Annotated in this window: 9 protein-coding genes; 3 read left to right on the top strand and 6 right to left on the bottom strand. The window is 61.6% G+C overall.

Annotation, left to right across the window (positions count from 1 at the left end; genetic code table 11):
• Positions 1 to 184: 184 nt before the first annotated feature.
• The gene (locus WAS25_RS06365) at positions 185 to 1,342 is read left to right on the top strand and encodes a DUF6575 domain-containing protein (protein WP_422310682.1); all 1,158 of its coding nucleotides are present in this window, start codon (positions 185 to 187) and stop codon (positions 1,340 to 1,342) included.
• Between the two features lie 48 nt (positions 1,343 to 1,390).
• Here WAS25_RS06365 and WAS25_RS06360 read toward each other — a convergent pair whose 3' ends face one another.
• From WAS25_RS06360 to WAS25_RS06335, 6 genes are all read right to left on the bottom strand, one after another.
• A complete protein-coding gene (locus WAS25_RS06360) occupies positions 1,391 to 2,176 on the bottom strand; it encodes an HNH endonuclease (RefSeq protein WP_422310681.1) in 786 nt (261 codons plus the stop codon).
• A gap of 165 nt (positions 2,177 to 2,341) precedes the next feature.
• Positions 2,342 to 3,748, bottom strand: coding sequence for a hypothetical protein (locus tag WAS25_RS06355; RefSeq protein WP_422310680.1), 1,407 nt, complete (start codon positions 3,746 to 3,748; stop codon positions 2,342 to 2,344).
• Positions 3,749 to 3,760: 12 nt separating this feature from the next.
• Positions 3,761 to 4,018: a hypothetical protein gene (locus WAS25_RS06350; protein WP_422310679.1), complete on the bottom strand. Its 258-nt coding sequence runs from the start codon at positions 4,016 to 4,018 to the stop codon at positions 3,761 to 3,763.
• A gap of 527 nt (positions 4,019 to 4,545) precedes the next feature.
• Positions 4,546 to 9,399, bottom strand: coding sequence for an Eco57I restriction-modification methylase domain-containing protein (locus tag WAS25_RS06345; protein ID WP_422310678.1), 4,854 nt, complete (start codon positions 9,397 to 9,399; stop codon positions 4,546 to 4,548).
• A 1-nt stretch (position 9,400) separates the two neighbouring features.
• Positions 9,401 to 12,736, bottom strand: coding sequence for a DISARM system SNF2-like helicase DrmD (gene drmD / locus WAS25_RS06340; RefSeq protein ID WP_422310677.1), 3,336 nt, complete (start codon positions 12,734 to 12,736; stop codon positions 9,401 to 9,403).
• A gap of 241 nt (positions 12,737 to 12,977) precedes the next feature.
• Positions 12,978 to 13,487, bottom strand: coding sequence for a helix-turn-helix domain-containing protein (locus tag WAS25_RS06335; protein ID WP_422310676.1), 510 nt, complete (start codon positions 13,485 to 13,487; stop codon positions 12,978 to 12,980).
• 207 nt (positions 13,488 to 13,694) lie between these two features.
• Here WAS25_RS06335 and WAS25_RS06330 point away from each other — a divergent pair, with 207 nt between their 5' ends.
• Both WAS25_RS06330 and WAS25_RS06325 read left to right on the top strand, forming a co-directional pair.
• Complete coding sequence (locus WAS25_RS06330; protein ID WP_422310675.1) at positions 13,695 to 14,141, top strand: hypothetical protein; 447 nt, start codon at positions 13,695 to 13,697, stop codon at positions 14,139 to 14,141.
• A gap of 89 nt (positions 14,142 to 14,230) precedes the next feature.
• Entirely contained in the window at positions 14,231 to 15,361 is a 1,131-nt protein-coding gene (locus WAS25_RS06325) for a hypothetical protein (RefSeq protein ID WP_422310674.1), read from the top strand.
• Positions 15,362 to 15,386: the final 25 nt, after the last annotated feature.

Genomic DNA, 15,386 nt, shown 5'->3' with positions numbered 1-15,386 from the left:
CGATTCATCAAGCCAACCTGTTCCCAAAGCTAGGCCCGTTGTTGGCTTGTGGGACCTTCCAGCCCCATCATGGGGTAATTAAACGGACCCCAGGAAAAGCACCCGGACACACCACATGGTGGCCCTACGAAGGTGTGGACAGGGTTGAACCGTTTCATGAAGTCATTGATATCCCGGTGCAATCATGACCTGGGAAATTGAGGATCGTTTTGCTTGTCCTAATGTCTTTGGCGATCTTAGGCCAGAGACGGTCTTGAACGAGTTCGATGGCCCAAAACTATTCACCACTCGACACACACAGGGGCATCTTCTTCTGGCGTATTGGTGTGATGAGGACGATGAAGCTAAAACAGAACGATTTATCCTGGCCCCAACAACAGAATCAACGATTACTAGTATTGATTCTGGTGAGTTGGCAGTTCGTGATGGGCTAGATCAACCACTTGTATGGTTAGTGGATCGTGCGTATGACTCACGTGTTACTGCATGTTGGAACGTCCCCTTCGCCTTGATACCTAACGGCGTTCTTCCGAAATTAAATACATTCCTACACTTAGAACACCAACCTTATCTCTCCGTTCGTATGGCAGGGGCCGATCTCCACAAGGACAACGTCCCTGCAAGCGTCATCAAGCGAGTTGTGGACTCAGTGACGACCGCCATGAAATCTTTAGTCGAAGCAGCCTCGTCCCGAGCTATCGCACCCGGACGACCTGATGATGCATTCCGAATGCTTTATGACCTCCGGGCCCAAAGTGTGGCATTTGGCAGTTTTCAAATATCCTTCCGCCCCCCCCAAACTTCAGATGTAGATAAAGAATCCTGCGGACATGTATCCCAATTGTTCACTCAGTCCTTGGACTGGCTTGTAGGCCCAGCGGAAACGCTGCCTTCAGACGGCGATCAGGAGCTATTGGCCCTCGCATTAGCTTCCATCGTGAGTTTAACTCCTCCGAAACATGGCCTCGTCGAGGAAGTGCACATCGGCGGGGTTGTCGCGGCAGGGCGTGACTTCGTCCTGCGTCGGGAACACACCGTTAAGGCTAAGAACGAATTAAAACGAATTGCATCCGAAGACCCTGTGGTCGAAATCAAAGGGCAAGTTCGCCAAATTGATAAAGATAGGTGCATCCTTACTGTGCGTGACCACCAGGTAGGAGTGGATCAGCGTTGTCGCTACGACGACCAGTATGCTGACGACGCAATTGAAGCCCTGGCTAACGATGATGTTGTTCGTGTCGTAGGTAGGAGGAAGCCGTCTGGGGTTGTAGAAATCAACCTTCTATCGGTTGAGCCACCCGATGGCGCAGGCCATGCCGACGGTGGAACTCCCACCCCCTGAACTACCGAAGCCTCAACCATAGACCACAAGGCTACGGTGTGTGGGCCCTTATGCGCCGATGCGACGTAGCTTCTCGATCATCTCGGTCTCCATCTCATAGCGACGTGCCCCATAGTGGGCTTGGCGATGATGTTCTGGGCACAGCGCGATCACGTTCTCCACGGTGTCTGGCCCTTGGTCCGCCAGCGAGATGATGTGGTGGGCCTCCAAATATTTTTTTCCATCCAGCATGAGGAAACCTTCCATACCGCAATGTTCACACCGTCCCTGTGCCCGCCGGATGACGTAGGCCCGCACTGCTGGATCTCTCTGGAAGGCCAATGCTGAGGACTTGATCCTGGGTGGCTGCTGGGCACCCACTGGACGGTCGTCCAAGTCATCTAGCGAGTCCAGGTTGGCCTGTGGGCCTGAATGGATCTCCAACAAGTCCACGCCGAATGTCCGGACCACGTTCACCAGAGCTTCTTGTCGTGGCCCGGTTGCCGTGACGTAAAAACTTGGTGAGGCTCCGTTCTGGGTGAGCGGGAAGTCAACAGCCAGGGCCGCCTCGGTGAGGGCACCGAATGCGACGAGGGGAACTAGATAGGCTGCCAGCGGGGTCTGCCCCGAATTGTCCGCAGCCAGTAGGAGCACGTGTGTTGCACCCCGCTGCTCAGCTCGTCCCACCTTTTCGGTCACGATGGTGATGACTTCTTCAGGAGTGTGGGCACGCTCCTCCTTACCGGGGAAGGCCATCTGCACCGCACAGTTGCCATGCTTCCCTGGCTTCCATGCACATTTCACCCAGACCACCATTTTTGAGTCGGACTCTGGTTCCACTGTCACGAACTGCATCCCTCGAACCGTGCGTTCCTCAGTGATGGGGCCTAGGCGGCCAACGAGCGTGGGCGCAAGCGCTCGCATGGTGACTTCCCTTGATTCACTTTCTGGAGTCCTCGAATACGGTGTTTTGTCAGCCATTGGTCATCCTGTGATTCTGTCTCATGTGGGCCTTGCTCGTTAGAAGGCTGGGTCCTCGTCGAAGAGGCCCAAGGTGTCATCACTTCCAACCTTGGCCTTCTTCCCGATGACCGCCCTGTCCTCCAGGAAGGGGGCGAGGTCCTTCTTGTCGTGGAAGGCGTCCAGGAGTCGTTCCCTGAACTCATCCTCGTTCATCTGCTGAAGGGTGAACTCCCGGATCGTGACCTCCAGCTTGGGCTTGGTGAGCTGCCTCATCATCTGGTTGACGTTGTTCCAAAGGGCCTCCTGGATCCGGTCCCCCAACGGCACAGCCATGTCAGGCCTGCTCGGGCGCGTTTCCATCCACCGTTCCCAACGGGCCAGTTCCTTCTTGTCCTTGGTCTGGGGTCGTAAAGCTTGGATGATGTCCTGATCGTTCATGGTGTGAAGGCACTGCTCCAAGCAGATATGGCGGATGTCCTCTACCTGCGGTGCCAGCCCATCCTTGAAGGCCCTGATGGCTTCCGGGTGGTTCAGCTCGATGAGGGCCTCGATGGCCTTGCGCTCAGCTTCAAAGACATCCAGATCCCGGCGGAGAAGCACTGTGCCATAGGGCTTCCCCAGGCTCCGGGCGGTCTTCGTCCGGAGGATGTCCGTGCGCCTGCGAATCTCTGCCAGCCCCGAGAGATCACCATCCACCTTCAACTGGAAGGACCGGCGGCCAACGATGTCAGCCTTCTCACCCAGAAGGGGCAGCAGGGCCTTGTTGACGACGATCTCCCGGTTGTCCAACCGGCAGGCGGTCAGTTCCACCACCACGTAGAGCAGCAGGGACGTGTAGACCATGGACTGTCGGTGGACCTGAAAGTCCATGGGGGGTGCCATGGCCAGGGAAGCCTGGGTCACCGCTAGGACTTCATCGGTGATCGGCAGGGCCTTGGGCGCTTCCAGGTCAGCGTTCTTGCTGTTGGCGAGCCGGTCGAGGATGTCTTCCTGGGCCTCAGAGGAAAGTTCAGGGTCGGGCGAGAGCACGTCATCCAGCTCTGGTCCGTTGGCAATGCCTCGCAGGAACGCCAGGGCGATCTGGGGCTCGACGTAGACAGCATTCACTGGATGCACTTCTGGGTCCGGGGGTGCCTCGACCAGTTGGGGCGGCTGTGTCAGGAAGAAGGCCCTCTCGTCGATCAGGCCGCAACCCAGACGAAGCCCATGCCGGGCGAGCAGGGGCATCCCCTTGCCGTAGGCCTCCTTGATCTCCTGGAACGCCCCGTAGCCGACCCGGTAGACCCGTTCATCTGGGTCAACGACCACCAGGACCCGGCCAGGGAGGCGGTCGTGGGCTGCCACAAGAGCTGCACCGAGACCCTCTGTCAGGCTAGGCAGGGCAAAGATCACACGAGTCTGGGCGGATGCCACCGACTTGACCAAGTCGAGCATGGTCAGGCACTGGGGGACTGCTCTAGGCATGGTCGCCTCGCATCAGAACCACTCTGGGACAGGGGCAGACGGGGGTGGAACGGGGGCCACGGCCACGGCGGCGGGATCTCGGCGGCCTGAGAGGATGGCCACGAGGTTGACGACCGAGGTGGTCGCCTCCTCGCACAGTGCCGCTGTGCGGAAGTTGGCCGTTCGGTCGTGCTGGAGACCTAACGTAAGATCCATTGCCGCCTTGGCGTGCTTACGGGCGATCTCGTTGGACCCACCCCCAAGCTCGACGGCGATGAACGCCTCAAGCATCCGCTTAGCATCTGTCCGGCTTGGGGTGGTCCCATCTAGGGGTGGATGGCGTTGCGGGTCATACACGGCCTGGGCAGTGGAGATCAGGACCTCGCGGCACAGGAGACCCACCTGTTGAAAGTCCTCTTCCACGGCTGCGGTAGCCAATCGGCCCCTGGCCTTCTCGACACACCGGTCCACCCGTTCCCATCCGGTAGGTTCAGCCCCCAGGCCCGTTCGGTCGCCAGAGGACGTGGACTCTAACTCGTCCAAAAGTGGGCGAAACATCTCAGAGAGGAAGACTCTGCGGTCCTGCCATTTGGGCATCTCTCCGTTGCTCCAACGTCCATACCAATCCCAGATGCCCCGGAAGGGGTTGGGGTCGGCGATACCCATGGCGGTGAGGGACCGGTTGATGAGCCTCCAGCGTTCCGAGTATTCCTGCTCAACTGATTTGAGGGTCGGTCCCTTGGTGGCTACGGCCAGCATCAGGTCCCACTGGGCCTGAACCTCCATAGCCAGAGCACCTCGGGCGAGAACTTCAGGGCTCACAGCAGCCTCCGCTGCCCATCCCGGCGGAACTCATCGGTATCGAAGAGGGCTCCGGGTTGGGGGTCGGCGCGGTAGGGGTCCTTGCCGTGCTCGGCGGAGGCGGCCATGTCCAGGGCGCCTTCGAGGTTGCCGTATTCGGCTTGGACGGCGTGCTCCTTGCCCAGGAAGAGATCCCATTCATGCTCTGACTCCGCCATGGCCTCGGCCTCGGCCCAGGCGGCGTCCCAGCCGTCGGCGGGGGACCATATCTCGATCAGAGGGCGGCGGTAACCCAGGGCAGCCTCTGGGATCTCAGCGCCGTCCTGGAGGAAGCGATCAAGGCCCTTGTGGAGGAGCTGATGGTAGGCATCCAGGGTGAGTTGGGGCTGGCGGATCTTGAAAGGAAGATGTTTGTCCAAAGCATCGAAACCTTTGGGCTTGGCTTCTGAGTCCAGGAGGATGTGTTCGTAAAGGTCCTCAGGCAACTCATAGGAGAAGGCACAGAGGACATCTATCAAGATGTGTGCGCGAAGACGGGCAAGGGGATCACTTTCAGGTGCACAACCGACACCCGATAGGGATATAACCGCTTCCGAAAGTGTTCTCACAACCTCCGGATGAAGCCGAGGAATTGGTAGAGTCGTGATCTGGAACAGGCTTAGGTGGTTCGTGATCTTCCTCCGGATCACCCAGTCCACACAGAAGGAGTTCAGAAGGGCCACGGCTCCATCACGGCCCATTCCGTGCGTAGTGGAGATGTCTGCTACCAGGTGGCCGTGGGGAAGAGGAAGCCCGGTAGTCGCGATATATGTCCTTGCATTGGTGGCGTTCTGGATATCTCTGAACATCAATCTGGGTCTTACCCATGGCATAAAATCCAGGAGCGCTTGGTCGAAGGACTCGTCGTTTTTCTCTGCCTTCTCCTTGGCCTTCTGCCACTGCTCCTCGGCAACCCGATGGAGGGTGTCACGGGTAACAAACCGCTGGCGCTCCATAATTTTGCGAAGACCGTTCTCGGTATCGTTTCCTAGGTAGTAGGGATTGAATTGCCAGAAGTGCTTGCCTTCGACTAGGGGAACCAAGCCTGCCTTCCAAAGGCGGAATCGAACTCGGACATCCCGAACATCCTCTCCGGGAGCACTGAACCCAGCCGCGTCCAATTTCTTCCGAGTGCCCTCCTTCCATAGATCGGAGTCACCCGTCATGTTGAACTCCTGGCTGTATCGCAGGCCAAGATCCCCCAGAAGTGGATGATCCGCGTATAGCCTGTCCGCAACTGCCAAGTCTTTAGGGCTCCTGAACTCCATGAAGGCGAGCGTATTCGGGGCGAAACGACGCACTGCTGAGGATTTGAGAGCAAGTGTGTAAGGAACCGGAGACTTCAATTCCTCAGGGTCCAATCGCATAAAGGCGGCCTGAAGTGGTTGGCTCGGTTCAGGCATACCCTTCGCAACAACAATCGCAACGAATTTTTCGCGGGAATCAATTTGGAAAATTTTTCGTCGATTTTCAAAACCAAACATCAACTCCCAGTGGTCCTGGAACAGGAAAGTGCGCCGAAGATCAACGGCGCCAGAAGCGTTATATAAGCTTGAAGGCACTAAGAACCCAAGGCGACCCCCAGCCTTCAGAACAGAGCGAGCCTGTTCGAGAAACAGTTTGTAGGTGAAGACCTTCCCACTCGCCTGAAATACAAATGGGTGTGCAGGATCGCTGTGGACAGGATGGCGCTTTCTCTGGGTTGACCAGCGCTCCAATAATTGGTCCTTCCCCTTACCGAAACTGGTGTCGAAGGGGTTTCCAGCCGCTTTGATGAAACCGGTCAAAGACCGGATCTCCTGAATTACAGTGTTCCAAGAACGAGCTATGCCTGGATCCTGTGCAAAGAGGTCCTTTTGAACAGTAAGTGCCTTCTGCTTGCCACGTGTCCTGTAGATGGGGTCGAACCTCGTGAAGAACTCCAAGCTTTCTGGCTGAACGGTATCCCATGGGGGGTTCCCGACAACAACGTCGAAGCCAGACATGGGCCCTGTGAACACCTCAGGGAACGCAAGCTCCCAATGAAAGAAGCAATGCCGAGCAGCCAGTCGGTGGACAGTGGCAGCGAAAGCCTGATCCCGCCAGGAGTCAGGCATGGGCAGGCCCTCGGGCTTGATGGGCTGGCCCGCATCGCCGACACCCGGCCAGAAGAACAAGGCGCACCAGCGATCGAGGGCTTGCTTGAGGGCGTGGAGAGCGGGGTCAGCCTCCAGGGCCCTCCAGGTCTTCCGCTGGCGATCCACATTGTGGATAGGGATGTCGTGCAGATCGCCCAAGGCCTTGCGGGCAGCGGGCAGCACCTCCTCCGGAGCCTTGTGGTCGGGCGCCATCACCCAGGAGGCGCCGCTGAAGAGCTGACCTTCTAAGAGCTTCTTAGCAGCCTTGAAGGCTTCCTTGAGGGCTTTTGTTTCGACGCCAGCCTTGCCGTCGCCACCCTCCCGGTCCCAGGCCAGGATGGGGTAGTCATCCACCCGATCAAGCCAGCAGCCGACGAGGCCGTTACCGCAGCGAAGCTTGTGGTCCAGAAATCCGAAGGGCAAGTCGGGGTCCAGGGTCTCCACCCACACGGCCAGCTTGGCCAGCTCCACTGCCAGGGGGTTGATGTCTACGCCGTAGATGCACCGCTCTACCACAAAACGCTTGAGCCTCCGCTTCAACTTGGGCTCGGCGTCGGCATCATCCGGGTGCACCGGCGGCAAGCTCTCCCCAGGGCTGCCCACGGCCCGCAGGCCGAAGGGGAGCGTCAGGATCACCCGGTCGGGCCTGTCCTCGCGGAGCCGGTGATGGATGAGGCTGTCGTAGAGGGCATGGGTGAGGTAGCGCAGGGCGCCAACCAGGAAGCTGGCGCTGCCCATGGCTGGGTCCAACACCCGCAGTGACAGGATGGCCTCCGGTTTCTTCGGTGTGCCATCGGCCTCGAAGCACAGGGGCTTGAGGGTCTCGCGGATCAAAGGCTCGGTGAGGGCGGGCCGGGTGTAGAAGGTGCCGGAGCCCTTGCGGGTGCCGGACCAGCGGATCAGGTAACGCTCCCCAGGCGGTATGACGCGGGCCACCAGGTTCCGGGCGGCCCGCTGAAGGCGGTCGGCCCACTCCTGGGTGTCCATGTCATCGGGCTTTTGGGCCTTGGTCTGGCCACGTCGCAGGTTGCCCAGCCCGAAGCGGGACGGCATGATGCGTGCTGCCTCAGCAGCCCAATCCCAAGCCTGGGTCATCAGCTCGACCGGGACCTCAGGGGCATCTTCGGGGGCAGTTTCGTCCTCCGAGGGCGTTTCGGAAGCATCCGGCTCCGGTTCTTCGGCTACCTCCTCCTCGGTCTCGGACTCGTCATCCTCCTCATCGTACTCTTCGTCAGAACTGGCCTTGGTGGCCTTCTCCTTCGCCAGCGTCTCCAGCAGTTCCTTTGTTTCTTTCTCGCTCTTGTCCTTGAGTAAGCTCAGGGGCAGCAGGGGCTGCTGGCCCAGGTTGAGGAGGAGCATGGGCTCGGTGGCGGTGCGGAGGTCGTAGTCCAGCAAGCCCTCGTAGAGCAAGCCAATGTATTCCGTGCTGAGGGTGCTGAAGTCCACGGGCGTGGCCACGGCCCTGCCGTTCACCCGGATGGTGGTCCGCTTCAGCCGATCCAGAACCTGCAACACATCCTTGTCCGACACGGGCACGCCGTCCACGGACTCCCACAGAGCCATGGCCCGGGATACGGGGTCAAAGTCTGACGCATTGCCAGGACGGAATAGGTCCCCACCATAGGCGCGAAGATTAAGATTTGGATGGGCGCACCCGTCATGAACCAGTCGGAACAGGCCCAGAAGCTGAACCCAGGCGGACATCTGATTGTCGAAGCCGACTTCACCTTTGGCCCGCTTCAGGCGCTGCCAAAGCACCTCCAGCCCGTAGCTCTGCTTGTAGGCATCGAGATCCTTGGGAAGCAGGCCCCGGCTCTCTGCAAAGGCGATGACCACTAGCCGCATGACCAGCCGCACGGCAGCGGTGTAGAGCGCATGGTTCTGTTTGAGGGGATCGGGCTCGGCCTCCACCAGGGGTGCGAGACGAGTGGCGTCCTCCATGGACCAGCGGTCTAGGGCGTGGACGAGGGCCTCCACGGCCTCTCGGATCTGCTCTCCCAGCGTGGTGGAGAGGTCGCCCTGCATCTGGCCGCTCTCCAGTAGCCACAGGCCGAGCTGGTGGGCCCGGTCCTTGTCGGGGGTAGCAGCCCAGCCCTGGCCGCGACCGAACAATGTGAACAGCCCCCGCCAGGGGAGCCATGCCTCGCCTTCGCCCCAGCCCGCCAGGAGATCCCATTGGGTGAAGGCGTTTTGGTGGGTGCCTGCCACGACCCAGCGGAGCGATCGTCCGTCCGTGATGAGGCCCATGGGGAGCTGCTTGGCCCGGAGGAAGCGGTCCAGATCCAGGGCCCGGCGCTTGCCGTCCTTCTGGTTCAGCGGCGCCGACGTAATGAAGATCGGGAGGGCGTGCTCCTCCCCGGGCGGGTTCAGGCGGAGAAGCCGCTCGGGTTTCAGGGCCCGGCCATCGGGGCCGACGACCTTCCAACTGTCGCCGATGCCGCTGTGCTTGAGGTAGTCCTGGGGGCTGTGACCCAGGAAGCCTTCGAGCACCGCATCGAGCCAGCGGTGGAGGGGGTCCAGGTTCTTCTCGCGCTTGCTGGCGCCTAGCTCGGTCCAGGCCCGGAAGGCGGGCATGGCCTCGGCCAGGGCGATCCAGGACTTCGCCGGGGGATCGGCCAGGGTCAGCTTGGGGGCGTGCCCAGCGTGAAGGGTCTGTCCGAAGTGGTTCAGCTCGGACCACCAGGAGGTGTAGGCGAAGGTGCTCGGGTTCACCATGTCAGCTCCCCACCCGAACTTCAAAGGCAAGGGGCAGCACGGACAGGCCACCCGGGGGGATGGCGTAGCGCCTGGGGAGGATCTTGTTCAGCCAGCGATCCTGACCCTGCTGCAACTGATCCTGGAGGGCCATGAGTTCGGCTTTGCGCTGTTCGAGGAAGGCCACGCGCTGCTCACGGGCGACGAGGTCGTTCTCCAGGTTCAGGAGCTGCTCCTGGCGTTCCATTTCCAGTTCCTCGAAGAGGCTCTGGCTCTGCTGGCGGGCAGCGATGAGGTCTTTCTGATCGGCGAGGATTTTCTCTTCCAGGCGCTTGATGCCCCTCTCGCTGAGGTTGTCGCCGATCTCTTTGAGTCGGGCCTCGAACTGGGTCTTGCCCTCCTTGGCCAGCTCGGACCTCCAGACCTTGGCCCGCTCCGTCAGCAGAGCCTGGTGCTGGGTCTCAGCCTGCTTGATGGCCTGGGTCAGGGTGGGTTCCAGGCGGGTCCACACCTGATTCAGGCGGCTGTGGATGGTGGCGGCGCGGTCCTTGGCAAGGGGCTGAAGGATGTGCGTGGCGTAGGGTTCCCACTCCCGGGCTTCCATGGGCAGCAGGTGATCACCAGCCCATTGGAAGGGGATGGACACGATCTCGTGGTGGAGGTTCTCCCGCAGATCGTTCTGGGCCCGCAACTCAGCATGGAGGATGAGCACGCCTTCCACCCCCGGGGGAAGCTCGGCGGTCCCGAGGGTCCATCGGTGTGCATCCTCGTCATGGACCCGCCTGAGGATTTCGTGGACGGCGCGGCGGAGAATGGGGTGGCCAAGACGGAGAAGCAGGGAGTCCGGCTCGTTGCGGAAGGTGCGGAGGCCGTTGACGCGCTTCTCGAAAGTGAGGGGATCGAACACCAGGTAGGGCCGATTGCCGTGGTCGTCCATGAGGCTGGTCTTGACCATGTCCTCCCAAGCCTTCGGCTCCTGGAAGGTGAAGTGACCGGGGCGATGGGCGACGGCGGTCACGGTGCCCCGGGTCCTCACGGTCGCTCGCTCCAGCACCCGGCGAACGCGGTCGGGGCTCCACCCCATCTGCCGCTCCATGACCTTGAGCTGGCGACGGGTGCGCTCCAGAACATCTCGGGATCCGTGATCCGCGCCTTGCATATCCGCACGGGAGGAAGAGGCGGCCACGCGGCCTTCCACGGCATCGAGCAGGCCCTTGGCGGTCTTCTTCTCGCCCAGGAAGTGCTGGGTGACGGCGGCGTCCAGGACCTGCCCAGCCGAGCCAAGTTCCTCGCGGACGGTGTGGACCTTGCGGGCCAGAAGATCGAGGAAGGCGAGATCCTCGTCCTGGTCGCTGACGAAGTGGTGGGCGACTACGTCCCGGAACTGGCCATGGCGATCAACACGACCGTTGCGCTGTTCCAGCTTGGTAGGACTCCAGGGGAGTTCCTGGTGGATGACGTAGCGGCAGGACTCCTGGAAGTTCAAGCCCTCGCTGGCGGCGTCGGTGGCCACCATTAGGCGGAGGTCTGCCATGGGGTTGTTGAAGAGCTTCTTGATGCGGTCGCGGTCCCTGGCATCGCTGGCGCCGTGCAACTCCTCGACCCTTGGCGTCTTGAAGCCTTCGGCATCGAGCCGTGCCCGGAGGTAGTCCAGGGTGTCGCGATATTCGGTGAAGAGGATCAGGCGCTCATCGGTCCAATCCCCCATAGGAGTCAGTAGCTTGCTGCCGATCCACGTCTTTAGCGCGACCCAGCGGGCATCCTCCGGCCACTTGGCGGGCCAGCTCATGGGCACAGCGGAGCCATCCTCGCCCAAGGCACGGGCGGTCTTGGCCCGGGTCCACCCCAGGGCCTCCAGGGCGGCGGATACCTCGGCGGCGGGGATCAGCAGGTCCTTGGCCACGGTGGACAGCCAGCGGGCGCCCTTGACCAGGGCTTCCTGCTCCCAGAGGCTTCGGGCGGCTTCGTTATCCACTTCGCGTTCGGCCTGCCGCTGGGCAGCACGAGCTTCCTGGAGGGCAGCTTCCTCCCGTAGGGCCTGGGCTTTGGCGTGACCCTCCAACCCCTCCATGTGGGACCACCATGTGCGGGCGAAGGAGTAGGAGCTGGACAGGGCCCGCTTGGTGAGCAGGGTGAAGATGAACCGGCCTACATGTTGTTCTCGGCGGCCCAGCCGCCCCAGGATCGCCAAGCCCTGCTCGCGGTAGGCGCGGAGGGCTGTCCACAGACGTGCTTCGCCGGGGCCGTAAGCCGGGAGGGTAATGGCCTCGATGTGGCGGTCCTTGAACCGGGGTTCGAGGCTCTGGGCGTTGATCTCCTTCTTCAACCTGCGGACCATCACGAGCTGGAGCTGCTGCTGCGCGGCGACCGGAAAGGTGTCGTCCTGGTGGAACCGGACGGGGTCGAGGAGTTCGAGCAGGCCGGTGAAGGCCCGGGTCTGCCCGTTGTGGGGGGTGGCCGTCAGGAACAGCCGGTGCTCGAAGCACGGCAGAAGAGCCCGGAGGAGCTGAGTGCGTTGGGAGTCGTCGCCGAGGGCGTTGGGGGCGAGGTTGTGGGCCTCGTCCACGATCAGCAGGTCGAAGCCCGGGAAGAGGCTCTGGCCCTCCTGGCTGAACCTGCGGGATGCCTCTAGGAACTGGTCCTTGATGCCTTCCTGCTTGAGGAAGTCCATAGACGTGATGAGTCGGGGGTGGACCATCCAGGGGTTGGTGTCGAAGCCTTCTTCCTTGCGGAGACGGTCTACGGCGCGGCTGTCGAGCACCTCGAAGTCGAGGTGAAACTTGTCGTGCAGTTCTTCCTGCCACTGCTGCTGGAGGCCCGCCGGGCACAGCACGAGCACGCGGCGGATGCGGCGCCGGTTGAACAGCTCGGAGAGGGTGAGACCGGCCTCGATGGTCTTGCCCAAGCCGACATCATCCGCCAGTAGGAGCGTCACCCGGGGCATGGCCAGGGCCTTAAGCACGGGGACGAGCTGGTAGTCCTCGGGCTCCACCGCTGAGTGCCACACGCCGGTGAGGGGAGAGTGCTGGGCACGCTCCAGGGGGTCCGAACTCCAGTCTGGCAGGCGGTCCAGGGCCGTCCAGCGGCAGGCGTCCACCATGGCCTCCAGGTCTGCCGGGTCGTCAGCTTTGCCTTCGATGGGGTTGGGGAGCGTCAACGACGAGATGACCTTGGCGCCGGTGAGTTCCTCCAGGTGCCAGACAACCTTGTCGGACTCAGGGTGGGCCCAGGGGTCCAGGTAGCTCACCTCGACCAGGGAGGTGACGCCGTCCTTGTCCCCGTGGTGGGGAACGACGTTGACTACTCGCCCGAATCGGCGGCGGAGCTTCACAAACTGACCGGGCAGAGGTTGAGTCATAAGTGGGTCCAGTGCAGTAGATTCTGGCACATGGGCAACATTTACATGACCTGTTGGACATTATTTGACCGATTGATGTGCGTTCCAAAGGGGGGGTGACCTACTGGGGAGGGAGGTGTGTCTGCTTTCCGATAGAAGCCGGTTAAAACCATTCTCGGGGACACCGAAGTCCCATGGTGATCCTCCAACGGGTCTGGCCTGGGTTAGGGATCGACGGGACCAGCCGCGCCATGGCACCCGTTTACGCCTTGGGGCGCTTCCCTGTGGTGGCCCTGCCCACCTTCGATTTCGTGTCGGGTTTGGACACGATCCACACGGGGGCTTCGCTGTCGATGGCGTCGGACAACCACGCCACCGCCTGCTCCTTGGTGAGGGGGACTCTCTCCCCAGAGTCGGCATCGATGCCCCAGACCTCTCCGGGCGCCGCCGCTGGCAGTGCGATGGGCTTGCGAGTCCCGTCTTCAACGGCCACGTAGCCCTCCTCTGCCCCATGGAGCTGGGCTCCCCTGCCCTCCAGGGCCGGTGGCGCATCCGGGATTGTGAACCCCTTCCCGGTCTTGAGGGCGGCGGCGGTCACGCCCAGGACGTTCGTGAGCATGGCCATCCCGGGCCCCGATGGGTCGGTCAGCCCCCGCTCCCACGAGGAAACGCTCTGCTGGGGAACACCGACAGCCTCTGCCAGGGTCACCTGACTGAACCCGAGGGCACGGCGAACTACCTGGAGCCTCTCGCCCAGGGTCTCGGGCTTCATGACGGCGCGGCGAGGCTTGTAAGGCCCCCTGTTGGTCACAACTGCCTCGACGATGAAATACAACGATGGTGTAATCCATGTTGACCATTCTGACACCCCACATCTCCAGGGGGGCCAGCTCGGTAGCAGGTCATGACCTGCATTCTACCTAACTGCTCCTGAATCGTTGACCAACCTCACCACCCACTCAAATCCCTCGGAGCCCACATGACGCGCTTCCCCCGAGCCCGGTTTTTCTTCCTGGCCCCTGCCCTGGTCGCCTGCATGGCCCAGGCCCAGGCCCCTGAATGGAAAGAGATATGCAAAACCCCTAGAACCACAGTGGAAGTGCGCGTCGGTTCGGTAATTCCGACAAAACGTGGGGTCACGGCGTGGCTTAGGATCCGGCCAGTGAACCCTCCCATGACGGTCCCGGGGTTCAGTGACCAAGTCTTCGTGATTGTGGAAAAGGCGGAGTTCTCCAAGACGCGAAAGTGGTCGCACCGGTTTCTCCTCTACGACAAGGATGACCGGCAGTTGGTGGACCACAGCGACCCCGCATCCAGCCCGGGCGGGGAGATCATCCCAGACACTGTGGATGATGTTTGCTGCCAGAAGGTTTGGGCCCTGGCACCCAAGGGGAAGAAGAGCACAACCTCGAAGACCGCCCGCTAACGCCAGGCTCCCGCATATTGGCAAAGGCTCGGGTCGCAAAGCTGGTGCCCCCGTTTTGCTTTCTAGGACTCTCACTGGAGGTGGTTGAGATGAAGATGTGGGCAAAGGTCGGGTTGTCGGTCGTCGTCAGCATCGCTGTCATGGCGGGCGGCGTTATCGGGGTCCAAAAGCGTGCCCTCTCCAATGGAAGGCTTGAACTCCAGCAGCACGGAGCCTCAGGGTTCGAGAAGGCTCTGGGTTCCCTCAAGCTCGCCGAGAAGCTGGGCAGCGCCGAGGCCGCCTACGAGATCGGGAAGTGCTTCTCCGAAGGGTCAGTGACTCCGGTGGACCACGAGACGGCCATGGGGTGGTTCCAGCGGGCGGCAAACCGCTCGCACCCCGAGGCGATGGCCGTCATCGGGCAGGCCATGGTTGAAGGGGGCAGTTCTCCCGATGACCTCGCCAAGGGTGCCCAGATGCTGCGGCGCTCGGCGGAGGCGGGGTCCCCGTTGGGGATGTTCAGGTTCAGCCGGGCGCTAACTACGGGGAAGGGCGTTCCGGAGAACGCACAACTCGGAACCTCCTGGGCTGACCGCGCTGCGGAGGCGGGTCAGGTGGACGCCGCCTTCACCCAGGGCACCGTCTACCTGTTGACCGGCAAGGACACCCAGAAGGGCATCCACTACCTTGAGATCGCCGCAGCCAAGGGCAGTCACCCGGCGACCATGGCCCTCTTCGACACTTACAGCGGGAACATCGGATCGACGCCGGACCCGGTGAAGGCCCTTGCCCTTCTACAGAAGAAGGTTCAGGACGGAAACGAGTGGGCAATGTTCAAACTCGGCGTGGCTCATGTCCGAGGACAGTTCGGATTGAAGGAAGACCAGCAGGAGGGTGAGCGCCTCATCAGGCTGGCCGCTAGCAAGGGAGACCTCGACGCCAGGAAGATCGTGGCGGCGATGGACGCTCCCAAGCCAGATCCCATCACCTTGATTGGCCCCCAGGTAATCGTGTCTGACGGCGGCTACGCCCGGGTCATTGGATACGCCAAGAACATCAGCAACGCCACCCTCGACGCCAACGTGCAGTTCGACCTCATCGACCCAGGTGGGGTGACCTTGGAGAACTACAGCAAGTCCTTATTCGGGATCCCCCCTGGCGGCTCCCAAATGATCGACATCGCCATCGCCCCCTACCATCGCAACGCCCACGTCCAGGTCCGGGGCGTGAAGTGGCGATAGACACCCGCTCCTGACCGCTAGTCAG

The sequence above is a fragment of the Geothrix sp. genome (genome assembly GCF_049292215.1).
In the GTDB taxonomy this organism is placed as follows: domain Bacteria; phylum Acidobacteriota; class Holophagae; order Holophagales; family Holophagaceae; genus Geothrix.
The sequence above is the reverse complement of the archived record's forward strand: the minus strand, read 5'-3'. Positions and strand labels throughout refer to the sequence as shown.